This is a genomic window from Shigella sp. SIG3 (assembly GCF_053555855.1).
Genome location: NZ_JBQZXE010000037.1, coordinates 1 through 23,724 on the forward strand (window position 1 = coordinate 1; position 23,724 = coordinate 23,724).

General features: G+C 52.4%; 23 protein-coding genes and 1 pseudogene. 7 read left to right on the plus strand and 17 right to left on the minus strand.

Annotated elements, in window-relative coordinates; translation table 11 throughout:
* Positions 1 to 230 precede the first annotated feature (230 nt).
* Positions 231 to 1,679: a urate/proton symporter UacT gene (uacT, locus tag ACUU1I_RS09130; protein WP_024260647.1), complete on the plus strand. Its 1,449-nt coding sequence runs from the start codon at positions 231 to 233 to the stop codon at positions 1,677 to 1,679.
* Between the two features lies 1 nt (position 1,680).
* Positions 1,681 to 1,806 carry a protein YqfG gene (gene yqfG / locus ACUU1I_RS09135; RefSeq protein WP_001010156.1) on the plus strand — a complete coding sequence of 42 codons (126 nt, stop codon included), beginning with the start codon at positions 1,681 to 1,683 and terminating at the stop codon, positions 1,804 to 1,806.
* Here yqfG and ACUU1I_RS09140 read toward each other — a convergent pair.
* Entirely contained in the window at positions 1,803 to 1,874 is a 72-nt protein-coding gene (locus tag ACUU1I_RS09140; protein WP_128567310.1) for a hypothetical protein, read from the minus strand. The two genes, yqfG and ACUU1I_RS09140, sit on opposite strands and share 4 nt — an antisense overlap.
* 54 nt (positions 1,875 to 1,928) lie before the next feature.
* Between ACUU1I_RS09140 and idi the strand changes: the two genes are divergently transcribed.
* On the plus strand, positions 1,929 to 2,477 hold the full coding sequence (gene idi, locus ACUU1I_RS09145; RefSeq protein WP_001192805.1) for an isopentenyl-diphosphate Delta-isomerase: 549 nt from the start codon (positions 1,929 to 1,931) through the stop codon (positions 2,475 to 2,477).
* A 42-nt stretch (positions 2,478 to 2,519) separates the two neighbouring features.
* Here the strand turns inward: idi and lysS are convergent, their stop codons facing one another.
* From lysS to xerD, 5 genes are all read right to left on the minus strand, one after another.
* A complete protein-coding gene (gene lysS / locus ACUU1I_RS09150) occupies positions 2,520 to 4,037 on the minus strand; it encodes a lysine--tRNA ligase (protein ID WP_000003068.1) in 1,518 nt (505 codons plus the stop codon).
* A gap of 9 nt (positions 4,038 to 4,046) precedes the next feature.
* A protein-coding gene (gene prfB, locus ACUU1I_RS09155; RefSeq protein ID WP_001701073.1) for a peptide chain release factor 2 occupies positions 4,047 to 5,145 on the minus strand; the annotation gives its coding sequence in 2 pieces (ribosomal slippage) (positions 4,047 to 5,069 and positions 5,071 to 5,145; 1,098 coding nt in all).
* Positions 5,146 to 5,235: 90 nt separating this feature from the next.
* Positions 5,236 to 6,969 carry a single-stranded-DNA-specific exonuclease RecJ gene (gene recJ / locus ACUU1I_RS09160; protein WP_000813187.1) on the minus strand — a complete coding sequence of 578 codons (1,734 nt, stop codon included), beginning with the start codon at positions 6,967 to 6,969 and terminating at the stop codon, positions 5,236 to 5,238.
* 5 nt (positions 6,970 to 6,974) lie between these two features.
* The gene (gene dsbC, locus ACUU1I_RS09165) at positions 6,975 to 7,685 is read right to left on the minus strand and encodes a bifunctional protein-disulfide isomerase/oxidoreductase DsbC (protein ID WP_000715213.1); all 711 of its coding nucleotides are present in this window, start codon (positions 7,683 to 7,685) and stop codon (positions 6,975 to 6,977) included.
* A 24-nt stretch (positions 7,686 to 7,709) separates the two neighbouring features.
* Complete coding sequence (xerD, locus tag ACUU1I_RS09170; RefSeq protein ID WP_000806638.1) at positions 7,710 to 8,606, minus strand: site-specific tyrosine recombinase XerD; 897 nt, start codon at positions 8,604 to 8,606, stop codon at positions 7,710 to 7,712.
* Between the two features lie 111 nt (positions 8,607 to 8,717).
* Here xerD and fldB point away from each other — a divergent pair, with 111 nt between their 5' ends.
* A complete protein-coding gene (gene fldB / locus ACUU1I_RS09175) occupies positions 8,718 to 9,239 on the plus strand; it encodes a flavodoxin FldB (RefSeq protein ID WP_001055867.1) in 522 nt (173 codons plus the stop codon).
* A gap of 39 nt (positions 9,240 to 9,278) precedes the next feature.
* On the opposite strand, the gene ACUU1I_RS09180 is transcribed toward fldB, so the two are convergent.
* Positions 9,279 to 9,686, minus strand: coding sequence for a protein YgfX (locus tag ACUU1I_RS09180; RefSeq protein WP_000244767.1), 408 nt, complete (start codon positions 9,684 to 9,686; stop codon positions 9,279 to 9,281).
* On the minus strand, positions 9,667 to 9,933 hold the full coding sequence (sdhE, locus tag ACUU1I_RS09185; protein ID WP_000354044.1) for an FAD assembly factor SdhE: 267 nt from the start codon (positions 9,931 to 9,933) through the stop codon (positions 9,667 to 9,669). Before sdhE ends, ACUU1I_RS09180 begins: the two co-directional genes overlap by 20 nt.
* A gap of 242 nt (positions 9,934 to 10,175) precedes the next feature.
* Between sdhE and ygfZ the strand changes: the two genes are divergently transcribed.
* Entirely contained in the window at positions 10,176 to 11,156 is a 981-nt protein-coding gene (gene ygfZ / locus ACUU1I_RS09190) for a tRNA-modifying protein YgfZ (RefSeq protein ID WP_000886062.1), read from the plus strand.
* Positions 11,157 to 11,351: 195 nt separating this feature from the next.
* Here ygfZ and trhA read toward each other — a convergent pair whose 3' ends face one another.
* The gene (gene trhA, locus ACUU1I_RS09195) at positions 11,352 to 12,011 is read right to left on the minus strand and encodes a PAQR family membrane homeostasis protein TrhA (RefSeq protein ID WP_000250274.1); all 660 of its coding nucleotides are present in this window, start codon (positions 12,009 to 12,011) and stop codon (positions 11,352 to 11,354) included.
* Positions 12,012 to 12,174: 163 nt separating this feature from the next.
* Entirely contained in the window at positions 12,175 to 12,486 is a 312-nt protein-coding gene (gene yqfB, locus ACUU1I_RS09200) for a N(4)-acetylcytidine aminohydrolase (RefSeq protein ID WP_001182950.1), read from the minus strand.
* 44 nt (positions 12,487 to 12,530) lie between these two features.
* Between yqfB and bglA the strand changes: the two are divergent.
* Positions 12,531 to 13,963, plus strand: a pseudogene (gene bglA / locus ACUU1I_RS09205) (6-phospho-beta-glucosidase BglA).
* Positions 13,964 to 14,019: 56 nt separating this feature from the next.
* Here the strand turns inward: bglA and ACUU1I_RS09210 are convergent.
* The 4 genes from ACUU1I_RS09210 to gcvT all read right to left on the minus strand — a co-directional run bounded on the left by ACUU1I_RS09210 (position 14,020) and on the right by gcvT (position 19,529).
* Positions 14,020 to 14,763: an SDR family oxidoreductase gene (locus ACUU1I_RS09210; RefSeq protein WP_000951959.1), complete on the minus strand. Its 744-nt coding sequence runs from the start codon at positions 14,761 to 14,763 to the stop codon at positions 14,020 to 14,022.
* 266 nt (positions 14,764 to 15,029) lie between these two features.
* The gene (gene gcvP, locus ACUU1I_RS09215; RefSeq protein ID WP_000195081.1) at positions 15,030 to 17,903 is read right to left on the minus strand and encodes an aminomethyl-transferring glycine dehydrogenase; all 2,874 of its coding nucleotides are present in this window, start codon (positions 17,901 to 17,903) and stop codon (positions 15,030 to 15,032) included.
* Between the two features lie 118 nt (positions 17,904 to 18,021).
* Positions 18,022 to 18,411: a glycine cleavage system protein GcvH gene (gene gcvH / locus ACUU1I_RS09220; protein ID WP_001295377.1), complete on the minus strand. Its 390-nt coding sequence runs from the start codon at positions 18,409 to 18,411 to the stop codon at positions 18,022 to 18,024.
* A gap of 23 nt (positions 18,412 to 18,434) precedes the next feature.
* Complete coding sequence (gcvT, locus tag ACUU1I_RS09225) at positions 18,435 to 19,529, minus strand: glycine cleavage system aminomethyltransferase GcvT (protein ID WP_000068694.1); 1,095 nt, start codon at positions 19,527 to 19,529, stop codon at positions 18,435 to 18,437.
* Positions 19,530 to 19,819: 290 nt separating this feature from the next.
* Here gcvT and ACUU1I_RS09230 point away from each other — a divergent pair, with 290 nt between their 5' ends.
* Entirely contained in the window at positions 19,820 to 19,903 is an 84-nt protein-coding gene (locus ACUU1I_RS09230) for a hypothetical protein (protein WP_122985416.1), read from the plus strand.
* Between the two features lie 73 nt (positions 19,904 to 19,976).
* On the opposite strand, the gene ubiI is transcribed toward ACUU1I_RS09230, so the two are convergent.
* Genes ubiI through pepP form a run of 3 tightly spaced genes read right to left on the minus strand, consistent with a single transcriptional unit; the run spans position 19,977 to position 23,702 of the window.
* Complete coding sequence (gene ubiI, locus ACUU1I_RS09235; RefSeq protein WP_001192221.1) at positions 19,977 to 21,179, minus strand: FAD-dependent 2-octaprenylphenol hydroxylase; 1,203 nt, start codon at positions 21,177 to 21,179, stop codon at positions 19,977 to 19,979.
* Between the two features lie 22 nt (positions 21,180 to 21,201).
* Positions 21,202 to 22,380, minus strand: coding sequence for a 2-octaprenyl-6-methoxyphenyl hydroxylase (gene ubiH / locus ACUU1I_RS09240; protein WP_000111174.1), 1,179 nt, complete (start codon positions 22,378 to 22,380; stop codon positions 21,202 to 21,204).
* Positions 22,377 to 23,702: a Xaa-Pro aminopeptidase gene (gene pepP / locus ACUU1I_RS09245; protein ID WP_001290130.1), complete on the minus strand. Its 1,326-nt coding sequence runs from the start codon at positions 23,700 to 23,702 to the stop codon at positions 22,377 to 22,379. Before pepP ends, ubiH begins: the two co-directional genes overlap by 4 nt.
* Positions 23,703 to 23,724 lie beyond the last annotated feature (22 nt).

Sequence of the window (23,724 nt, forward strand, 5' to 3'; positions counted from 1 at the left end):
ACATGCCAGAATGATTAATGAAATATCAATATGAGAAAATTACAGATAATTCCATTGTCAGGTTCTCTTGTCATTTTCGTGGTTTAAGCACGATTATGTGATTGCCTCCGCAATTCCTGTCTCTAACTCCCCTTCCTCGCAAAAACTGGCACTCCACGAGCATGTGTTTAGACAGTTTCATTAACGTAAACGGTTGCTTTTTATTCTGGCGGGCGAAAGGAGAAACACTGATGAGCGCCATAGATTCCCAACTTCCCTCATCTTCTGGGCAAGACCGCCCAACTGATGAGGTTGACCGCATATTATCACCAGGAAAGCTGATCATACTCGGTCTGCAACACGTCCTTGTCATGTACGCAGGTGCAGTCGCTGTTCCTCTTATGATTGGTGACCGACTGGGCCTCTCAAAAGATGCTATTGCGATGCTCATTAGCTCGGATCTCTTTTGCTGCGGGATCGTCACATTATTGCAATGTATCGGTATCGGCCGCTTTATGGGGATCCGCCTGCCGGTGATTATGTCGGTGACCTTTGCTGCTGTAACACCAATGATAGCCATTGGGATGAACCCGGATATCGGCCTGCTGGGGATATTTGGTGCCACTATCGCCGCGGGTTTTATCACCACATTATTAGCGCCACTTATTGGTCGCTTGATGCCTTTATTCCCGCCACTGGTTACCGGTGTGGTTATTACTTCTATTGGGCTTAGCATCATTCAGGTGGGTATTGACTGGGCCGCTGGAGGTAAAGGGAATCCGCAATATGGTAATCCCGTTTATTTAGGTATCTCCTTTGCCGTCTTAATTTTTATCTTGCTCATTACTCGCTATGCGAAAGGATTTATGTCCAACGTCGCCGTATTACTGGGGATTGTATTTGGCTTTTTACTTTCGTGGATGATGAATGAAGTCAATTTATCCGGGCTACATGATGCCTCGTGGTTTGCGATTGTCACCCCGATGTCGTTTGGTATGCCGATTTTCGATCCCGTTTCCATTCTGACCATGACTGCCGTGTTAATCATCGTGTTTATCGAGTCGATGGGGATGTTCCTGGCACTGGGTGAAATAGTCGGTCGTAAACTCTCTTCACACGATATTATTCGCGGGCTGCGTGTCGATGGCGTAGGGACAATGATAGGCGGCACGTTTAACAGCTTCCCCCACACGTCATTTTCTCAAAACGTTGGCCTGGTTAGCGTGATGCGCGTTCATAGCCGCTGGGTGTGTATTTCTTCGGGAATTATATTAATCCTGTTTGGCATGGTGCCAAAAATGGCGGTGCTGGTAGCCTCCATTCCGCAATTTGTGCTGGGCGGCGCTGGTCTAGTGATGTTCGGCATGGTACTGGCGACAGGGATTCGAATTCTGTCGCGCTGTAACTACACCACCAACCGTTACAACCTCTATATTGTGGCGATCAGTCTCGGCGTTGGCATGACTCCGACGCTCTCTCACGATTTCTTTTCTAAGTTACCGGCCGTACTGCAACCGCTGCTACATAGCGGCATTATGCTCGCAACCCTTAGCGCCGTTGTGCTGAACGTCTTCTTTAATGGCTATCAGCATCATGCTGACCTGGTGAAGGAATCCGTCTCTGATAAAGATTTAAAAGTCAGGACAGTACGTATGTGGCTTCTGATGCGCAAGCTGAAGAAAAATGAGCATGGAGAATAATATGAATTTTTTAATGCGCGCTATATTCAGTCTGTTGTTGCTTTTTACTCTCTCTATTCCTGTCATTTCTGACTGTGTTGCAATGGCCATTGAAAGTCGCTTCAAATATATGATGCTACTTTTTTAAATGGTTTTTACCTGTCGGCATCCGCTCAAAACGGGCGGTTGTCGATAAACGCTCTCTTGGTTAATCATTTCACTCTTCAATTATCTATAATGATGAGTGATCAGAATTACATGTGAGAAATTATGCAAACGGAACACGTCATTTTATTGAATGCACAGGGAGTTCCCACGGGTACGCTGGAAAAGTATGCCGCACACACGGCAGACACCCTCTTACATCTCGCGTTCTCCAGTTGGCTGTTTAATGCCAAGGGGCAATTATTAGTTACCCGCCGCGCACTGAGCAAAAAAGCGTGGCCTGGCGTGTGGACTAACTCGGTTTGTGGGCACCCACAACTGGGAGAAAGCAGCGAAGACGCGGTGATCCGCCGTTGCCGTTATGAGCTTGGCGTGGAAATTACGCCTCCTGAATCTATCTATCCTGACTTTCGCTACCGCGCCACCGATCCGAGTGGCATTGTGGAAAATGAAGTGTGTCCGGTATTTGCCGCACGCACCACCAGTGCGTTACAGATCAACGATGATGAAGTGATGGATTATCAATGGTGTGATTTAGCTGATGTATTACGCGGTATTGATGCCACGCCGTGGGCGTTCAGTCCGTGGATGGTGATGCAGGCGACAAATCGCGAAGCCAGAATACGATTATCTGCATTTACCCAGCTTAAATAAAAAACCCCGACATTTGCCGGGGTTGTGAGCATAACGTAATGCTTATTTCACCGGACGCATCGCCGGGAACAGAATAACGTCGCGGATGGTATGGCTGTTGGTGAACAGCATTACCATACGGTCGATGCCAATCCCCAGACCTGCTGTCGGCGGTAAGCCATGTTCCAGTGCGGTAACGTAATCTTCATCGTAGAACATCGCTTCGTCGTCACCTGCGTCTTTCGCGGCAACCTGATCCAGGAAGCGTTGCGCCTGATCTTCCGCGTCATTCAGCTCGCTAAAGCCGTTACCGATTTCACGACCACCGATGAAGAACTCAAAGCGGTCTGTGATTTCCGGGTTAATGTCGTTACGACGCGCCAGCGGAGAAACTTCTGCCGGATATTCAGTAATGAAGGTCGGCTGAATCAGATGTGCTTCTGCCACTTCTTCGAAGATCTCGGTAACGATACGGCCCAGACCCCAGCTCTTCTCAACGTGGATACCGATAGATTCAGCAATCGCTTTCGCAGAGTCGAAGTTATCCAGATCCGCCATGTCGGTTTCCGGGCGATATTTCTTGATCGCTTCACGCATGGTCAGTTTTTCGAACGGTTTACCGAAGTCCAGCGTCACGTCGCCGTAGGTCACTTCCGTCTTACCGAGAATATCCTGTGCCAGAGTACGGAACAGCGATTCGGTCAGCTCGATCAGATCTTTGTAATCTGCGTAAGCCATGTAGAGTTCCATCATGGTGAACTCTGGGTTATGACGTACGGAAATACCTTCGTTACGGAAGTTACGGTTGATTTCGAATACACGCTCGAAGCCACCGACCACCAGACGCTTGAGGTACAGTTCCGGCGCGATACGCAGGTACATGTCGAGATCCAGCGCGTTATGGTGGGTGATAAACGGACGCGCAGCGGCACCGCCTGGGATCACCTGCATCATCGGCGTTTCAACTTCCATAAAGCCACGGTTCACCATGAACTGGCGAATACCAGAGAGGATCTGCGAGCGTACTTTAAAGGTGTTACGGGATTCATCGTTAGAGATGAGATCCAGATAACGCTGACGATAGCGCGCTTCCTGATCCTGCAAGCCGTGGAATTTATCCGGCAGCGGACGCAGTGCTTTGGTCAGCAGACGCAGCTCGGTACAGTGGATAGACAGTTCGCCGGTTTTGGTTTTGAACAGTTTACCTTTCGCGCCGAGGATGTCGCCGAGGTCCCATTTTTTGAACTGCTCGTTGTAAACGCCTTCCGGCAGATCGTCACGGGCAACGTACAGCTGAATGCGGCCACCCACATCCTGCAGGGTAACGAAAGACGCTTTACCCATAATACGGCGGGTCATCATGCGGCCAGCAACGGCGACTTCGATGTTCAGCGCTTCCAGTTCTTCGTTCTCTTTACCGTCGAATTCTGCGTGCAATTGGTCAGAGGTATGATCGCGACGGAAATCGTTCGGGAAGGCAATTCCCTGCTCACGCAGGTTCGCCAGCTTCTCACGACGCGTTTTCAGTTCATTGTTAAGATCGACTACCGCGTCAGCGCCCTGTGCGTGTTGTTCAGACATGTTGGTTCCTCATAACCCTGCTTTCAAACTTGCTTCGATAAATTGATCCAGGCTGCCGTCCAGCACGGCCTGCGTGTTGCGAGTTTCTACCCCGGTGCGCAGATCTTTAATGCGGGAGTCATCAAGGACATAAGAACGAATCTGGCTGCCCCAGCCGATGTCAGATTTGTTATCTTCCATCGCCTGTTTCTCGGCATTTTTCTTCTGCATCTCCAGTTCATAAAGCTTCGCTTTCATCTGCTTCATGGCCTGATCTTTGTTCTTGTGCTGGGAACGGTCGTTCTGGCACTGGGTCACGATCCCGGTCGGGATGTGGGTAATACGCACCGCAGATTCGGTACGGTTAACGTGCTGACCGCCCGCGCCGGACGCGCGATAAACGTCAATGCGCAGATCCGCCGGGTTGATTTCGATATCAATATCATCATCAACTTCCGGATAAACAAACGCAGAGCTGAACGACGTGTGGCGACGACCGCCGGAGTCAAACGGGCTTTTACGCACCAGGCGGTGAACGCCCGTTTCTGTACGCAGCCAGCCGTAAGCGTAATCGCCGGAGATTTTGATCGTCACGGATTTAATACCCGCCACTTCACCTTCCGACTCTTCGATGATTTCAGTTTTGAAACCACGCGATTCTGCCCAGCGCAGATACATACGCTCAAGCATGCTCGCCCAGTCCTGTGCTTCCGTACCGCCAGACCCCGCCTGAATATCGAGGTAACAGTCGGCGCTGTCATATTCGCCAGAGAACATACGGCGGAACTCAAGCTGCGCCAGTTTTTCTTCCAGGGCGTCGAGTTCAGCAACGGCTTCGTTAAAGGTTTCTTCGTCGTCAGCTTCTACAGCCAGTTCCAGCAGACCAGAAACATCTTCCAGCCCCTGTTTCATTTGGTCGAGGGTGTCGACAACGGCTTCGAGGGAGGAACGCTCTTTACCCAGCGCCTGTGCGCGTTCGGGTTCGTTCCAGACATCCGGCTGTTCCAGCTCGGCGTTTACTTCTTCCAGACGCTCTTTCTTGGCGTCGTAGTCAAAGATACCCCCTAAGAACGTCGGAGCGTTCCGTGAGGTCCTGAATGCGATTATTTACCGGATTAATTTCAAACATGGTCTGATTTCTTTTATTGAGCTAGTCAAAATGCGGTGATAAGAGCGGGATTGTACCCAATCCACGCTCTTTTTTATAGAGAAGATGACGCTAAATTGGCCAGATATTGTCGATGATAATTTGCAGGCTGCGGTTGCCGCGAAACTCGTTGATATCGAGCTTATAAGCCAGTTGCACTTCGCGGACGCCGTTATCCGGCCAGAGAGCGGTATCGACATTAAAAGCAATACCATCCAGCAGTGGACCGCCGCCGACCGGTTCGACCATCACCTTCAAATGACGTTCGCCCACCAGCCGCTGTTGCAGCAGACGGAAATGACCGTCAAACAGCGGCTCCGGGAACATCTGCCCCCACGGGCCAGCATCGCGCAGCAGCTGCGCCACTTCCATGGTCATTTCGGCCGGGCTTAACGGACCGTCTGACACCACTTCGCCTTGCAATAGCGAAGGGGCCAGCCACTCAGTAACCAGTTCGCCAAACCGTTGTTGAAAGAGTTCGAATTTATCCTCTTCCAGCGACAAACCCGCCGCCATCGCATGACCGCCAAACTTGAGCATCATGCCGGGGTAGAGTGTGTCTAATCGCTCCAGCGCATCACGCATATGCAGCCCCTGAATGGAGCGACCGGAACCTTTCAGCGTACCGTCACCTGCTGGCGCAAAGGCGATAACCGGACGGTGAAAACGCTCTTTGATACGCGAAGCCAGAATACCGACAACGCCCTGATGCCATTCGGGGTGATACATTGCCAGCCCGCCGGGTAGCGTGTCACGGCTGCGCTCCAGTTTCTCGCACAGGGTCAGGGCTTCAACCTGCATTCCTTGTTCGATCTCTTTTCGCGTCTGGTTTAGCGCATCGAGTTCATTTGCCAGCACGCGCGCTTCGCCGATGTTGTCGCACAGCAACAGCGCCACACCAACGGACATATCATCCAGTCGCCCGGCAGCATTGAGACGCGGTCCCAGCGCAAAACCTAAATCGCTGGCGGCTAGTTTTTGTGCATCGCGATTTGCCACTTCCAGCAGCGCTTTAATCCCTGGACGGCACTTTCCGGCACGGATGCGACTCATCCCCTGCCAGGTCAGAATGCGATTATTAGCGTCCAGCGGCACGACGTCCGCTACTGTCCCCAGCGCTACCAGATCCAGCAGTTCTGCCAGGTTAGGAATTGCGATGCCGCGCTCATCAAACCAGCCCTGATCGCGCAAAAAGGTGCGCAGCGCCAGCATCAGATAAAACGCCACACCCACGCCTGCCAGTGATTTCGACGGGAAATTACAGTCGCGCAAGTTAGGGTTAATGATCGCTTCCGCTGCGGGTAATGTGTCGCCCGGCAAATGGTGATCGGTAACAATAACCGGGATGCCCAACGAGCGAGCGTGCTCAACTCCCGCATGGGAGGAAATACCGTTATCCACCGTGACAATTAACTGCGCGCCACGGGCATGGGCCTGATCGACCACTTCCGGGCTTAAGCCGTAACCGTCTTCGAAACGGTTTGGTACCAGGTAGTCGATATTGCTGCAACCAAGCGAGCGCATCGCCAGCACGCTTAGAGCCGTGCTGGTCGCGCCGTCGGCGTCGAAATCACCGACCACAATAATCCGCGTTCCTTCGCGAAAAGCGTTGTAAAGGATCTCAACGGCCTTTTCGACACCGCTTAGTTGCTGCCAGGGCAACATACCTTTAACACTGCGTTCCAGTTCTTGCGCACTGCGTACTCCCCGGCTGGCGTATAAACGGCGCAGCAAGGGAGGCAATTCAGCGGGCAAGTCTGCCGTTTCATCGACTTCACGGCGACGAAGTTGTATCTGTTGTTTCACGCGAATTATTTACCGCTGGTCATTTTTTGGTGTTCGTCGAGGAATTCTTTCATGTCTTTCGGCGGCTGGTAACCCGGAACAAGTGTGCCATTGCTCAGCACAACTGCCGGAGTACCGCTAACGCCAAGCTGGACGCCAAGTGCGTAATGGTCGGCAATATCCACGTCGCAGCTGGCTGGTGCGACGCTTTTACCTGCCATCACATCATCAAACGCTTTGTTTTTATCTTTCGCACACCAGATAGCTTTCATTTCTTTCTCTGCATCGCTGTCCAGCCCCTGGCGCGGGAAAGCAAGATAACGCACGGTGATCCCCAGCGCGTTATAGTCTGCCATTTGCTCATGCAGTTTGTGGCAGTAACCACAGGTAATATCAGTAAACACGGTGATGACGTGTTTTTCCTGCGGCGCTTTATAAACGATCATCTCTTTTTCAAGCGCATTCAACTGCTTTAACAGCATCTTATTGGTGACATTGACCGGAGCCGTGCCACTAACGTCATACATTGGCCCCTGAATGATATGTTTACCATCATCGGTGATGTACAACACACCGCTGTTAGTCAGAACTGTCTTCATGCCAGCTACGGGCGCGGGCTGAATATCGCTGCTTTTGATGCCCATTTTGGCTAACGTTTGTTGAATTGCCGCGTCATCAGCCTGAGCAAAGCCTGAAAACGCCGCTAACAAAGTAAACAACATAAAACCTTTCTTCATAAATCTTCCCGTTCTTTTCAGACATCACGCCCGCGGGTGATGCTGTTGATGAAGTTGCCGCAGACGCTCGGTAGCGACATGCGTATAAATTTGCGTGGTGGAAAGATCGCTGTGGCCCAGTAGCATCTGCACCACGCGTAAATCCGCACCATGATTTAATAAATGAGTGGCAAAAGCGTGACGCAACACATGCGGTGACAGCTTTTCGCTGTCGATACCCGCCAGCACGGCATAATGTTTAATGCGGTGCCAGAAGGTCTGTCGCGTCATCTGCTGCGCACGCTGGCTGGGAAACAACACGTCAATTGACACACCATTCAGCAGCCACGGACGCCCATGTTCCAGATAGGTTTCCAGCCAGTAAACCGCCTCTTCCCCTAACGGCACCAGGCGCTCTTTGTTGCCTTTACCAATGACCCGCACTACGCCCTGACGCAGGCTGATATCACTCATTGTCAGCCCGACCAGTTCAGAGACACGCAGCCCGGTAGCATACAACACTTCAAGCATGGCTTTATCGCGTAGCTCCAGTGGCTGATCAATTAATGGCGCCTGTAATAAACGTTCGACCTGCGCTTCGCTTAAATCTTTTGGCAAACGCTGGGGCAATTTCGGTGAAGCGAGATGCGCACTGGGATCGTCTTCACGAAACTTTTCGCGATAAAGATACTGGAACAATCGGCGCACTGCACTCAGCAAACGCGCTGAGCTGGTGGCTTTATACCCGCCCTCCAGCCGTTCTGCCAGTAATGCCTGCAAATCGTCACTTTGCGCCGTCGCCAGCGTCAACCCGCGGTGATGCAACCACTCCACCATCATTGACAGATCGCGACGGTAAGCGTTCAACGTATTTTCAGCCAGATTTTTTTCCAGCCACAGAGCATCAAGAAACTGCTCGATGCGTGCCAGATCCTGTTTCACTTGCGCCCCTTATGGTCACTCATTTGATCCATTATGCCTTATTGTGCCGTGACTAAAGCGATTCTGATACACTAGCTGCAAAAGCCACAGCAGAATCGAGAAGCTTACGTTATGAATATGGGTCTTTTTTACGGTTCCAGCACCTGTTACACCGAAATGGCGGCAGAAAAAATCCGCGATATTATCGGCCCAGAACTGGTGACCTTACATAACCTCAAGGACGACTCCCCGAAATTAATGGAGCAGTACGATGTGCTCATTCTGGGTATCCCGACCTGGGATTTTGGTGAAATCCAAGAAGACTGGGAAGCCGTCTGGGATCAGCTCGACGACCTGAACCTTGAAGGTAAAATTATTGCGCTGTATGGGCTTGGCGATCAACTGGGATACGGCGAGTGGTTCCTCGATGCGCTCGGTATGCTGCATGACAAACTCTCGACCAAAGGCGTGAAGTTCGTCGGCTACTGGCCAACGGAAGGATATGAATTTACCAGCCCGAAACCGGTGATTGCTGACGGGCAACTGTTCGTGGGTCTGGCGCTGGATGAAACTAACCAGTATGACCTTAGCGACGAGCGTATTCAGAGCTGGTGCGAGCAAATCCTCAACGAAATGGCAGAGCATTACGCCTGATCTCACTGACGGCTTAGCGCATATGCTTTGCCGTCATCTTTATCTTTGCGTCTCTTGTTGCAACAAAATCCGCCGTAAATCCCGCCATTCGGCTTCGTCCATGCTGTCGGCTGCCAGCCATAAATGTTGCCGTTTACCGCCATCAGAACGTAAACGCAGCATCATGCCGCTCTTAATCATCCACGGTGCTTTGACGATGCTCCACTCCTGCCCTTGCCAACGCAAACGCCCGTCCATCAACAAGCGAATTTCCCCCTGGCGAGCATTAATACACCGCTGGCTGCGAACGCAATCAAATACCACCAGCGAAAGTAACACCATCCATAACGGGGTGTAACTGAGCGGCCAGGGCATGAGTAAAATAACAGCGGCAACCAGCCCATGAATCAGCAAGGAAAGCCACTGTGCGCGCCAGGAGACGCGCAAATCAGATTGCCACAGGACCACGTTCCCGGTTCCGTGTCTGGATGAGTCGGACCATTATTTCCAGTTCTGCATCGGCCGGTTTACCGTGATTCATCAGCCAGTTAAACAGGTCCGGATCGTCACATTCCAGCAGACGAATAAAGATGCGTTTTTCGTCATCGCTTAAGCTGTCGTACTCATGTTCGAAAAACGGCATGATTGAAATATCGAGTTCGCGCATACCACGGCGGCATGCCCAATGAATGCGGGCTTTGTTGTTAATGTCCATCTTCTTCCTGTCTCACGAAAATCCAGTACCCGGCTATTGTAACGTGTTTTTCGACTTCTTTTACGGGAATATCAGTAAACACCATCGCGATCGCGAAATTAATTCACAACAATTCAAGGGCTTCATTTTTTTGGCAGTCGCCTCGCAGAAGGCACAGATCGCGTAGTGAAAGCACTTGCATTGCCTCATAGCTCTTTTACCATTAGTCATTAATACGCCGTTAAGCAACTCAGGACTCTATTATGGCTTTTACACCTTTTCCTCCACGTCAGCCTACGGCTTCTGCCCGTTTACCGCTGACGCTGATGACGCTTGATGACTGGGCGCTTGCCACCATTACTGGCGCGGACAGCGAAAAATATATGCAGGGTCAGGTGACAGCAGATGTCAGCCAGATGGCAGAAGATCAGCACCTGCTCGCCGCCCATTGCGACGCCAAAGGTAAAATGTGGAGCAATTTACGTCTGTTCCGCGACGGCGATGGCTTTGCATGGATTGAACGGCGCAGCGTGCGTGAACCGCAGCTGACTGAACTGAAAAAATATGCGGTATTCTCTAAAGTGACCATCGCGCCAGACGACGAGCGTGTGCTGCTTGGTGTTGCCGGTTTTCAGGCGCGCGCCGCGCTGGCAAATCTCTTTAGCGAACTGCCTTCGAAAGAAAAACAGGTAGTCAAAGAAGGCGCGACCACTTTGCTATGGTTTGAACACCCGGCAGAACGTTTCCTGATCGTAACCGATGAAGCTACTGCTAATATGCTGACCGATAAACTGCGCGGTGAAGCGGAACTGAACAATAGCCAACAGTGGCTTGCATTAAACATTGAAGCTGGTTTCCCGGTGATTGATGCCGCCAACAGCGGGCAGTTTATCCCACAGGCGACCAATCTCCAGGCGCTGGGCGGTATCAGCTTTAAGAAAGGCTGTTATACCGGACAAGAGATGGTGGCGCGAGCAAAATTCCGTGGTGCCAACAAACGCGCGCTCTGGTTGCTGGCAGGTAGTGCCAGCCGACTGCCGGAAGCTGGTGAAGACTTAGAGCTGAAAATGGGCGAGAACTGGCGTCGTACCGGTACGGTGCTGGCTGCGGTAAAACTGGAAGATGGTCAGGTCGTGGTACAGGTCGTCATGAATAACGATATGGAACCGGACAGCATCTTCCGCGTACGCGACGATGCGAATACACTGCATATCGAGCCGCTGCCGTATTCGCTCGAAGAGTAAATCTCTGTATCGCATCAGGCATTTATCGCCTGATGCGACGCTGACGCGTCTTATCATGTCTGGGATTTGATGCCTTTATCACAACAGGGACGAGGCCCGTAGATCGGATAAGGCGTTCACGCCGCATCCGGCGGTTGCGCTCCGATGCCTGATGCGACGCTGACGCGTCTTATCAGGCCTACAAAGGCATACCCATTACGCCTGCCCAATATACAAATAGATCGCCAGAAAGTGGCACACACTACCGCCGAGCACGAAGCCGTGCCAGATGGCATGGTTGTATGGAATGCGTTTGCAGACGTAGAAAATCACCCCGAGCGAATAAACCACGCCGCCTACCGCCAGTAAGGTAACGCTGCCCGCCGCGAGCTTAACTGCCATTTCATAAATTACCACCAGCGACAGCCAGCCCATCGCCAGATAAGTCACCAGAGATAAAATTTTGAATCGGTGCGCGATGGTCAGTTTGAACAGAATCCCCAGCAATGCTAGGCTCCAGATAACAATCATCAACCCGCGCGCTAACGGAGAATCCAGCCCCACCAGCAAAAACGGCGTGTAGGTTCCGGCAATCAACAGGTAAATAGCGCAATGGTCAAATTTCTTCAGCCACATTTTTGCCCGTTGATGAGGAATGGCGTGATAGAGCGTCGAAGCGAGGAACAGCAGGATCATACTGCCGCCATAGAGGCTGTAACTGGTTATCGCTGTGGCGCTGGCATTGAGATCCACCGCCTGAACCAGTAGCAACACCAGCCCAACGATACCAAACACCAGCCCAATGCCGTGACTGACGCTGTTGGCAATTTCCTCTGCCAGCGAATATCCCTGCTTAATGAGGGGCTTCTGAACCATAACTTACTCCAGAGAAACGTACACGCACATGTATACCTCTCCAGCGTAACTGAGAATAGTTCCAGTGAACACCTGTTAGCTAAAATAAATTTTGATTTGAGACTAATCTCCTAAAAATCATGAAATTAAATGCGAAATTTCAACTAACAGGCGTCAGTTCAATTTAAAGACATTTAAATTCAATCATATAAAATTGTGTCTGACCGGGATAGATGTCAGCAATGACCTTTTTCAGTTCAGGCAGGGTCATATTTTCCTGCTCTGCATGTTTTTCCGTCAGTGTATCCAGCGTTACGGTTGAGGTTGCGGTGACTTCAATCGTGCAAAAATAACCGTCATCTTCAAAACGTCCGACACGAAGCACATCACCCGTTTTGAAGTGCGATTCAGACTCGTCGCGGATGGTGATGGTTTTACGCCCAGCCAGAATGTCATCCTGGAAACGTTGAAAAAAAGTGATGTCGTTTGGCTGCATGGTACTATTTCCTGTAAGAATTGACTGATCTGGAGCCTATGATAGTGAAAAAACTCACCTTACCGAAAGATTTCTTATGGGGTGGCGCCGTTGCCGCTCATCAGGTCGAAGGCGGCTGGAACAAAGGCGGCAAAGGACCGAGCATTTGTGACGTTCTGACCGGTGGCGCACACGGCGTGCCGCGCGAAATCACCAAAGAAGTCTTGCCAGGAAAATACTATCCAAACCATGAAGCCGTTGATTTTTATGGTCACTACAAGGAAGACATCAAGCTATTTGCCGAAATGGGCTTCAAATGTTTTCGGACTTCCATCGCCTGGACGCGTATTTTTCCAAAAGGTGATGAAGCTCAGCCAAACGAAGAAGGGCTGAAGTTTTACGACTCTCTGTTCGATGAACTGCTGAAATACAACATCGAACCGGTGATAACCCTCTCCCACTTTGAAATGCCGCTGCATCTGGTGCAGCAATACGGTAGCTGGACCAACCGTAAATTCGTTGATTTCTTTGTCCGTTTCGCGGAAGTGGTATTCGAACGCTACAAGCATAAAGTCAAATACTGGATGACCTTCAACGAAATAAACAACCAGCGTAACTGGCGTGCGCCGCTGTTTGGTTACTGCTGCTCCGGCGTGGTGTATACCGAGCATGACAACCCGGAAGAGACGATGTACCAGGTGCTGCATCACCAGTTTGTCGCCAGCGCCCTGGCAGTGAAAGCCGCGCGTCGCATTAACCCGGAGATGAAAGTCGGCTGTATGCTGGCGATGGTGCCGCTCTATCCCTACTCATGTAACCCGGACGATGTGATGTTCGCTCAGGAGTCGATGCGCGAACGCTACGTCTTTACCGATGTGCAGCTATGCGGCTATTACCCGTCCTATGTATTGAACGAGTGGGAACGTCGCGGATTTAATATCAAAATGGAAGACGGCGATCTCGATGTACTGCGCGAAGGCACCTGCGATTATCTTGGTTTCAGCTATTACATGACCAACGCAGTGAAGGCCGAAGGCGGCACCGGCGATGCGATCTCTGGTTTTGAAGGCAGCGTACCGAACCCGTATGTTAAAGCGTCTGACTGGGGCTGCAGATTGATCCAGTAGGTCTGCGCTATGCCCTTTGCGAACTGTATGAGCGTTATCAGAGGCCGCTGTTTATTGTCGAAAACGGTTTTGGCGCTTACGACAAAGTGGAAGAAGATGGCAGCATCAACGACGACTACCGCATTGACTACCTGCGCGCCCATATTGAAGAGATGAAAAAAGCAGTGACTTACGATGGTGTGGATCTGATGGGCTACACACCGTGGGGCTGCATCGACTGCGTGTCATTCACTACCGGGCAGTACAGCAAACGCTACGGCTTTATCTATGTGAATAAACATGACGACGGTACTGGCGATATGTCGCGTTCACGTAAGAAGAGCTTTAACTGGTACAAAGAGGTGATTGCCAGCAACGGCGAGAAGCTTTAAGTCGATGAAGTACCGGATGCAATACTTGTTGCATCCGGTCAGACAACTTCCCTGTTTTATTTCCCGCCCGCCAAATCGATAAAACTTCCCGTGACGTAAGAGGCTTTATCACTTAGTAGCCAGACAATGGCCTGCGCGACCTCTTCTGCCTGTCCACCACGCTGCATGGGGATGTTCGACTTAACGCGATCGACGCGTCCAGGCTCGCCGCCGCTGGCGTGCATTTCGGTATAAATAAACCCTGGCCGCACGCAGTTAACGCGGATCCCCTGCGCGGCGACTTCCAGCGATCGTCCGGTGGTTAACGTATCAATCGCCCCTTTCGATGCCGCGTAATCAACATATTCCCCTGGCGAACCCAACCGTGAGGCCACCGAAGAGACATTGACGATAGCGCCGCCACTGCCACCATTTTTAAGCGCCATGCGTTTTACCGCCTCGCGGCAGCAGAGAAAATATCCCGTCACGTTGGTGGAAAGTACTCGGTTGATTCGCTCTGCGGTAAGGTTTTCAACGGTGCACTGGGTAAACAAGATCCCGGCGTTATTGACCAGCGCTGCTAGCGGTTCATCGTGCTGATCGATTGCTGTAAACATCGCAACGACCTGGTTTTCGTCGCTGATATCCGCCTGGAGCACGAATGCTTTGCCACCGGCTTGCATTATTAAGTTCATCACTTCCTGCGCCGCGTGGAGGTTTTGCTGATAATTAACCGCCACCGTATACCCTTCTTGCGCCAACAGTAATGCAGTTGCCCGCCCGATGCCGCGACTGCCACCGGTCACAAGTGCTATAGCCATTTGTTTTTCCGAGAAAAATTAATTCGTTGACGTATCTTTGAGATTGCTAACAAACTGGCTCAATCTTCAATGTTGGCACGCTTTTCCCCCTCGCCCTTTCAGGGAGATGGTCGGGGTGAGGGTAAATATTCGCGCCAGTGCCGGCCTGTTCCCCTCACCCTAACCCTCTCCCCAAAGGGGCGAGGGGACTGTCTGAGCACTTTTGTACTTTGTCATCTGACTAAAAAGGCGCCGAAGCGCCTTTAGAAAATACTCGAATCAGTGAATTACTGGTATTCGCTAATCGGTACGCAGGAGCAGAACAGGTTACGGTCGCCGTAAACATCATCCAGACGTTTCACCGTCGGCCAGTATTTGTCTGCCACGCCTGCCGGGAATACCGCAACTTCACGGCTGTACGGATGCGCCCACTCGGCGACCAGTTCGCTCTGAATGTGCGGCGCGTTCACCAGCGGGTTATCTTCCAGCGGCCAGACACCGGCTTTCACCTGGTCAATTTCTGCGCGGATAGCCAGCATCGCGTCGATAAAGCGATCCAGTTCCACTTTGCTTTCAGATTCAGTCGGTTCAACCATCAGCGTACCCGCCACCGGGAACGACATCGTCGGCGCGTGGAAACCGTAGTCGATCAGGCGCTTGGCAATATCCAGCTCGCTGATGCCGATTTCTTCTTTCAGCGGGCGAATATCGAGAATACATTCGTGCGCCACGCGACCGTCGCGACCGGTATACAGCACCGGGAAGGCATCCTGCAGGCGGCTGGCAATATAGTTGGCGTTGAGGATTGCCACCTGGCTTGCTTTTTTCAGCCCTTCTGCGCCCATCATGCGGATGTACATCCAGCTGATTGGCAGGATAGAGGCGCTACCGAACGGTGCCGCAGAAACTGCGCCCTGACGGGTTAACATGCCTTCGATTTGCACCACGCTATGACCCGGTACAAACGGTGCCAGATGCGCTTTCACACCGATCGGTCCCATACCCGGACCACCACCGCCGTGCGGAATGCAGAAAGTTTTATGCAGGTTGAGGTGCGAAACGTCCGCGCCAATAAAGCCCGGCGAGGTGATGCCAACCTGGGCGTTCATGTTCGCGCCATCAAGGTAAACCTGACCGCCGAACTGATGCACGACTTCACACACTTCACGGATCGTTTCTTCATACACGCCGTGGGTAGAAGGATAAGTCACCATGATACAGGAGAGGTTATCGCCCGCCTGTTCCGCTTTCGCGCGCAGATCAGTCAGATCGATGTTGCCGTTTTTATCACACGCCACAACCACCACCTGCATTCCTGCCATATGTGCAGAAGCGGGGTTAGTTCCGTGCGCAGAAGCCGGGATCAGGCAGATATCGCGATGCCCTTCGTTGCGGCTTTCATGATAATGACGAATCGCCAGCAGGCCCGCGTATTCGCCCTGTGCGCCGGAGTTCGGCTGCATACAAACGGCGTCGTAACCGGTCAGTTTCACCAGCCAGTCAGCCAGCTGCGCAATCATCTGCTGATAACCTTCAGCCTGTTCCGGCGGGCAAAACGGGTGCAGTTCGGCAAATTCCGTCCAAGTGATTGGGATCATCTCGGCGGCGGCGTTCAGTTTCATGGTGCAGGAACCCAGCGGGATCATCGCCTGATTCAGCGCCAGATCTTTACGCTCCAGCGAGTGCATATAGCGCATCATTTCGGTTTCGCTGTGATAGCGATTAAACACCGGATGGGTGAGGATTTCGTCGTCGCGCAGCATCGCAGGCTGGATAGAGCGGCTGTCGTGAGCCACGTCTTTGTCCAGCGTGTCGATCTCCAGCCCGTGGTTATCGCCCAGCAGCACACTGAAAAGCTGCATTACGTTTTCACGCGTGGTGGTTTCATCAAGGGTGATCCCCACGGCGTTCAGGATATCGCTACGCAGGTTGATTTCAGCCGCTTCGGCACGCGTCAGTACGCCCGCTTTGTCGGCTACTTCCACACACAAGGTGTCGAAATAGTGCGCATGGCGCAGTTTCAGACCTTTTTGTTGCAGGCCCGCCGCCAGAATATCGGTCAGACGGTGAATGCGGTTAGCGATACGTTTCAGGCCAACCGGGCCGTGATAAACGGCATACAGGCTGGCGATGTTTGCCAGCAGTACCTGGGAAGTACAAATGTTGGAGTTCGCTTTCTCACGACGAATATGTTGCTCGCGAGTCTGCATCGCCATGCGCAGCGCGGTATTGCCAGCTGCATCTTTCGATACACCGATAATACGGCCCGGCATTGAGCGTTTGTATTCATCTTTCGCCGCAAAGAATGCCGCGTGTGGGCCACCGTAGCCCATCGGCACGCCGAAGCGTTGCGCCGAACCAAAAACAATATCCGCGCCCTGTTTACCCGGCGCAGTTAACAGCACCAGCGCCATAATATCGGCGGCAACGCTGACCACAATTTTGCGTGATTTCAGTTCGCTAATAAGCGCAGTGTAGTCGTGAATTTCACCGGTAGTGCCTACCTGCTGTAACAGCACGCCGAAGACGTCCTGATGGTCGAGCACTTTTTGCGCGTCATCGACAATCACTTCAAAACCAAAGGTTTCGGCACGAGTACGGACCACATCCAGTGTTTGCGGATGCACATTGGAAGCCACGAAGAAGCGGTTGGCATTTTTCAGTTTGCTGACGCGTTTCGCCATCGCCATTGCTTCGGCGGCAGCGGTGGCCTCGTCCAGAAGAGAAGCAGAGGCCATATCCAGTCCAGTCAAATCCAGCGTTACCTGCTGGAAGTTGAGCAGTGCTTCAAGGCGGCCCTGGGAGACTTCAGGTTGATACGGAGTGTACGCGGTATACCAGCCCGGATTTTCCAGCATGTTACGCAGGATAACCGGCGGTAGCTGCACGGCGGTGTAACCCATGCCGATGTAAGACGTGAAGCGTTTATTGCGACTGGCAATAGCCTTGAGTTCTGCCAGTGCGGCGTATTCGGTCGCCGGTGCGCCAACCTGCGGTGGTGTCGCAAGCTGAATATCTTTCGGCACAATCTGGCCGGTCAGCGCGTTTAACGATTGTGCACCAACGGCATTCAGCATTTCTTGCTGTTGCGCGGCGTCCGGTCCGATATGGCGTTCAATAAAAGCGCCGCTGTTTTCAAGCTGGCTTAACGTCTGTGTCATGAGCGATGGTTCCTGAAACGTGCAGTGAATTGTGAACCTCTCTCCTTACGAAGAGAGTGAGGGTGAGGCATAAATTTTCCTCACCCTGATCCTCTCCCGCAGAAGAGGAATAAAGCCGTTACTCATCTTCTAACAATGCTTCGTATGCGGTCGCATCCAGCAGTGATTCCAGTTCGCTTTCATCGCTAGCTTTGATTTTAAAGATCCAGCCGCCTGCATACGGTTCGCTGTTCACCAGTTCCGGGGAATCGCTCAGTGCGTCGTTTACCGCCACGATTTCACCGCTTACTGGCGCATAAATGTCTGACGCCGCTTTTACCGATTCGGCAACCGCGCAGTCATCGCCCGCGCTAACCGTTGCGCCCACTTCCGGCAGGTCAACAAACACCATATCGCCTAACAGCTCCTGAGCATGTTCGGTAATACCAACGGTGTAAGTGCCGTCGGCTTCTTTACGCAGCCATTCGTGTTCTTTGCTGTATTTCAGTTCTGCTGGTACGTTGCTCATCAATCAATCTCCAAAAAAGTAAATCACGCGACGGCTTTGCCGTTACGCACAAAAACAGGTTTTGTCACTTTAACCGGCATTTCACGGTTGCGAATTTGCACAATCGCCGTTTCGCCAATACCTTCCGGCACGCGCGCCAGCGCAATGCTGTAACCCAGCGTCGGGGAGAAAGTACCGCTGGTGATAATGCCTTCATGCTGGTTGCCCTGCGCATCGGTAAAGCGTACCGGCAGTTCATTACGCAGCACGCCTTTTTCGGTCATCACCAGACCAACCAGTTTTTCTGTACCATGCTCACGCTGCACTTCCAGGGCTTCACGACCGATAAAGTCACGATCTGTCGGTTCCCAGGCGATAGTCCAGCCCATGTTGGCGGCTAAAGGAGAAATAGTTTCGTCCATCTCCTGACCATAAAGATTCATGCCCGCTTCCAGACGCAGCGTGTCACGCGCCCCCAGACCGCAGGGCTTAACGCCCGCTTCCACCAGCGCACGCCAGAAATCGGCCGCTTTTTCATTGGGCAGCGCAATTTCATAGCCCGCTTCACCGGTATAACCAGTGGTGGCAATAAACAGATCGCCCACCTGCACGCCAAAGAACGGTTTCATCCCTTCCACCGCCTGACGCTGAGCATCATTAAACAGTGTGGCAGCTTTTGCCTGAGCATTCGGCCCTTGCACGGCAATCATGGAAAGGTCATCACGAACGGTAATTTCGATGCCGAAAGGTTCAGCGTGTTGGGTAATCCAGGAGAGGTCTTTTTCGCGGGTGGCGGAGTTAACAATGAGGCGGAAGAAATCTTCAGTAAAGTAGTAGACGATGAGATCATCTATCACACCGCCAGAGGCATTCAACATCCCCGAGTAAAGGGCTTTGCCGCTTTTGGTGAGCTTCGCCACATCGTTCGCCAGCAGATAACGCAGAAACTCCCGGGTGCGGCTGCCGCGGAGATCGACGATGGTCATATGCGACACATCAAACATTCCGGCATCGGTACGTACCGCATGATGTTCGTCGATTTGCGAACCGTAATGCAGCGGCATCATCCAGCCGTGGAAATCCACCATGCGAGCGCCGCAAAGCGTGTGTTGTTCGTACAAAGGAGTCTGTTGTGCCATCTTGTCCTCATTGAATAAGCGGGGCTGACAACTTTTTCATGGTGAAATTATCACCACAAAACCCAGCATCGGAGCCACTCCCGGTCCCCAACGCAATCGTTCTCTTTTGCCTGAACTTACCACCGAAACAGACTGTTAACCATAAGGTAAAATTGATCATCACATTAGCTTATGGTTAAAAAATGCAAAAATCGCGACAGAATAAAAAACCAAAAAATACACCAATTTCTATACAAAGATGATGTGATGAGAAAGTCAATTTGAATAAGACAATATTAAGAGCTAAAAAAATGTCAAAAAACACTAAATCAAAAAATCATGGCATTAGAAAATATAATGCGAAAACGGAGGTGAAATTAGTTTATTTCAAATGAGGAAAATCTCCCGGCGAAAAAACCGGGAGATGAAAGTGTGATGGGTATCAAATAAACAACAGAGGAGAAATTTTTAACGCAGCCATTCAGACAAATCGTTTAATCCCATTGCCTGGCGGATAAGTTGCGGCTTAACGCCAGGAAGCGTGTCGGCCAGTTTCAAACCAATATCACGCAGCAGTTTTTTCGCCGGATTAGCGCCGGAAAAGAGATCGCGAAAACCCTGCATACCAGCCAGCATCAGCGCCGCGCTGTGCTTGCGGCTACGTTCATAGCGGCGCAGGTAAATGTACTGCCCGATGTCTTTACCCTGACGATGCAACCGTTTCAGTTCAGCAATCAGCTCTGCGGCGTCCATAAATCCGAGATTAACGCCCTGCCCCGCCAGTGGGTGAATAGTATGCGCGGCGTCGCCCACCAGCGCCAGACGGTGTGCGGCAAACTGGCGCGCATAACGCCCCGTCAGCGGGAACACCTGACGCGCGCTCTCAACCTTGCATAAGCCAAGGCGATTATCAAAAGCGATATTTAACGCGCGATTAAATTCGTCTTCACTTGCCTGCTGCATCCGCTGCGCTTCCTCTGGCGACAGTGACCAGACAATCGAGCAAAGATGCGGATCGCTAAGCGGTAAAAAGGCCAGAATGCCTTCGCCATGGAAAACCTGCCGCGCCACCGCATCATGCGGTTCTTCCGTGCGAATGGTCGCTACCAGCGCGTGATGCTGATAATCCCAGAAAGTCAGCGGAATATCTGCTTTGTTGCGCAACCAGGAATTAGCACCGTCCGCGCCAATCACCAGACGCGCCGTTAACATGCTGCCATCTTTCAGCGTCAGGAAGGTTTCATTTTCTCCCCAGGCGACCTGCTGTAATTCTGTGGGGGCCAACAGAGTAATATCTGACGACTGCTGCGCTTTGTTCCACAGCGCGTAGTGAATCACTGAGTTTTCAACGATGTGCCCAAGATGGCTATAGCCCATGCTTTGATCGTCAAACGAGATGTGACCAAAACTGTCTTTGTCCCACACTTCCATGCCGTGATAGCAACTGGCCCTACGAGCGAGAATGTCCTGCCAGACGCCAAGACGGGTGAGTAATTTTTCGCTGGCGGCATTGATAGCCGAAACGCGCAGTTGTGGTAGTGCATCTACCGCCAGAGGTTCCGGTACGCGCTGCTCCAGTACGGCAACGCGTAAGCCGCTCCCCTGTAAGCCGCAGGCAACCGCCAGCCCCACCATGCCGCCGCCAACAATGGCTACATCAACACTTTGCATTGTTTATTCCTTAAAACCGCCTTCAACGCGCCACCCAACCGAGGGTGCGCTGCGCCAGCACATCGCGTGCCGGGGTGAATAATTCCATCGTCATCAGTCCGATGTTGCGCCCGACAACCAGCGGTGCCCAACGGTTGGCAAAAAGATGTACCAGGCTGTCCGTGACGCCGATGGTTGCTTCGCGATCGCTCTGTCGACGCTGCTGATAGCGGCACAATATGCCGTAATCACCGATGTCTTCTCCGCGCTCATGCGCCTGAGTCAGGGTTTCCGCAAGGCTCATGACATCTCGCATACCGAGGTTAAACCCTTGCCCGGCAATCGGGTGCAGAGTTTGCGCCGCATTGCCCACCAGCACAGTGCGATGGGTAATCGGTCTGGCGGCGCGGGTTAATGCCAGCGGATAAGCACTGCGTTTACCGGCGTGGGTAATTTGCCCCAGTCGCCAGCCAAAGGCAGACTGGAGTTCACGGCAAAACTTCTCGTCGCTCCACGACAGCACCTCTTCGCGCCGTTCCAGTGGATGACACCAGACCAGCGAACAGCGTCCGTCAGACATCGGCAACATCGCCAGCGGGCCATGTTGCGTGAAGCGTTCAAAAGCGCGGCCTTCGTGCGCAACAGAAGTAGCAACGTTGGCAATCACTGCCAGTTGTTCGTAAGGCTCCTGCTGCCAATCAACGCCGCACGCGGTGGCTAACGCTGAATGGGTGCCATCAGCGGCTATCAGCACGCGGCCCGTCAGCATCTCGCCGCTCTCCAGCGTCACTTCAACGTGACTCTGAGTACGGGCAACGTTAGCTACGCGATCGGGGCAATGCAGCATTACGCCAGGTGCTTTTCGCAGCAATGCAAACAGCCGTTGCCCAACATTATGCAATTCGACAACCTGCCCCAGCGCCGCCAGTTGGTAATCTTCTGCGGCGAGGGTGACGAATCCAGCATGACCACGATCGCTGACATGCACGGTAGTGATGGCGGTTGCGCAATCAGCCAGAGATTGCCAGACGCCGATGCGCGCCAGTTGCTGACAGGTACCCGCCGCCAGCGCTATCGCTCGTCCATCAAAGCCCGGATGAGCATGTGACTCTGGCGCAGTCGCTTCAATCAAATGTACCGGCAGCGCCCCGTGACTTAACCGGGAAATAGCCAGCGCCAGCGTCGCGCCCGCCATGCCGCCACCGACGATGATTACGCTCATTGCTTTCTCGCAGCAGCCATCAACGCTTCGATTTCTTCCGGCTTTTTCACCACGCTGGCGGTGAGGTTTTCGTTGCCGGTTTCGGTAATCACAATGTCGTCTTCAATACGAATGCCGATACCGCGATATTGTTCTGGCACATCCGCATCCGGCGCGATATACAGACCAGGCTCTACGGTCAGTACCATCCCCGGTTCCAGAATGCGCGAGCGATCCTGACCATAAACGCCAACGTCATGGACATCCAGTCCTAACCAGTGGCTAAGGCCATGCATAAAGAAAGGACGATGGGCGTTCTGAGCGATCAGTTCATCAACATTACCTTTCAGGATGCCGAGTTTTACCAGGCCGCTAACCATGATGCGCACCACTTCACCAGTGACTTCCAGAATGGAAGTTCCCGGACGATACAGGCGCAGGCTGGTTTCGAGAGACTCCAGCACAATGTCGTAGATTTCACGCTGGGCCTGGGTGAATTTGCCGTTGACCGGGAAGGTGCGGGTAATATCGCCCGCGTAACCTTTGTATTCACAACCCGCGTCAATCAACACCAGGTCACCGTCGCGCAGTTCACTCTCGTTTTCGGTGTAGTGCAGAATGCAGCCGTTTTCACCGCTGCCTACAATGGTGTTATAGGAAGGATAGCGCGCACCGTGGCGGTTAAATTCGTGGTGAATTTCGCCTTCCAGATGGTACTCGAACATTCCCGGACGGCATTTTTCCATCGCCCGTGTATGTGCCATGGCGGTGATTTCTCCCGCGCGGCGGAGTACGGCAATCTCTTCTGGCGATTTGAACAGGCGCATTTCATGAACAACAGGACGCCAGTCGATCATCGTTGCCGGTGCGGTGAGATTTTGCCGCGAACCTTTACGCAGTTTTTCCAGCGCACTGTTCACGATTTCATCAGCATATGCATATTCGCCCTGGGCATGGTAAACCACATCCAGGCCGTTAAGTAGTTGATAAAGTTGCTGATTGATTTCGCTGAATGCCAGTGCGCGGTCAACGCCCAGTTTCTCTGGCGCGGCATCCTGGCCTAAGCGACGGCCAAACCAGATCTCCGCCGTCAGGTCGCGAACGCGGTTAAACAGAACGCTGTGGTTATGAGTGTCATCGCTTTTAATCAGCACCAGCACCGCTTCCGGTTCGTTAAAGCCGGTGAAGTACCAGAAGTCACTGTTCTGACGATAGGGGTATTCGCTGTCGGCGCTACGTGTTACTTCTGGTGCAGCAAAAATCAGCGCGGCGCTGCCGGGTTGCATTTGCTCCACCAGGGCCTGACGGCGACGCTGAAACTCTTGCCGGGATATCTCACTCATAACACTCTCCTTACGTTTTTTG

Coding starts and splice junctions, on each gene's coding strand:
- ACUU1I_RS09230 (WP_122985416.1), top strand. CDS start 19,820: ATGTCAAAAAACACTAAATCAAAAAATCATGGCATTAGAAAATATAAT.
- ubiH (WP_000111174.1), bottom strand. CDS start 22,380: ATGAGCGTAATCATCGTCGGTGGCGGCATGGCGGGCGCGACGCTGGCG.
- fldB (WP_001055867.1), top strand. CDS start 8,718: ATGAATATGGGTCTTTTTTACGGTTCCAGCACCTGTTACACCGAAATG.
- idi (WP_001192805.1), top strand. CDS start 1,929: ATGCAAACGGAACACGTCATTTTATTGAATGCACAGGGAGTTCCCACG.
- sdhE (WP_000354044.1), bottom strand. CDS start 9,933: ATGGACATTAACAACAAAGCCCGCATTCATTGGGCATGCCGCCGTGGT.
- gcvH (WP_001295377.1), bottom strand. CDS start 18,411: ATGAGCAACGTACCAGCAGAACTGAAATACAGCAAAGAACACGAATGG.
- ygfZ (WP_000886062.1), top strand. CDS start 10,176: ATGGCTTTTACACCTTTTCCTCCACGTCAGCCTACGGCTTCTGCCCGT.
- gcvT (WP_000068694.1), bottom strand. CDS start 19,529: ATGGCACAACAGACTCCTTTGTACGAACAACACACGCTTTGCGGCGCT.
- gcvP (WP_000195081.1), bottom strand. CDS start 17,903: ATGACACAGACGTTAAGCCAGCTTGAAAACAGCGGCGCTTTTATTGAA.
- trhA (WP_000250274.1), bottom strand. CDS start 12,011: ATGGTTCAGAAGCCCCTCATTAAGCAGGGATATTCGCTGGCAGAGGAA.
- ACUU1I_RS09210 (WP_000951959.1), bottom strand. CDS start 14,763: ATGGCTATAGCACTTGTGACCGGTGGCAGTCGCGGCATCGGGCGGGCA.
- pepP (WP_001290130.1), bottom strand. CDS start 23,702: ATGAGTGAGATATCCCGGCAAGAGTTTCAGCGTCGCCGTCAGGCCCTG.
- lysS (WP_000003068.1), bottom strand. CDS start 4,037: ATGTCTGAACAACACGCACAGGGCGCTGACGCGGTAGTCGATCTTAAC.
- dsbC (WP_000715213.1), bottom strand. CDS start 7,685: ATGAAGAAAGGTTTTATGTTGTTTACTTTGTTAGCGGCGTTTTCAGGC.
- yqfB (WP_001182950.1), bottom strand. CDS start 12,486: ATGCAGCCAAACGACATCACTTTTTTTCAACGTTTCCAGGATGACATT.
- uacT (WP_024260647.1), top strand. CDS start 231: ATGAGCGCCATAGATTCCCAACTTCCCTCATCTTCTGGGCAAGACCGC.
- yqfG (WP_001010156.1), top strand. CDS start 1,681: ATGAATTTTTTAATGCGCGCTATATTCAGTCTGTTGTTGCTTTTTACT.
- ubiI (WP_001192221.1), bottom strand. CDS start 21,179: ATGCAAAGTGTTGATGTAGCCATTGTTGGCGGCGGCATGGTGGGGCTG.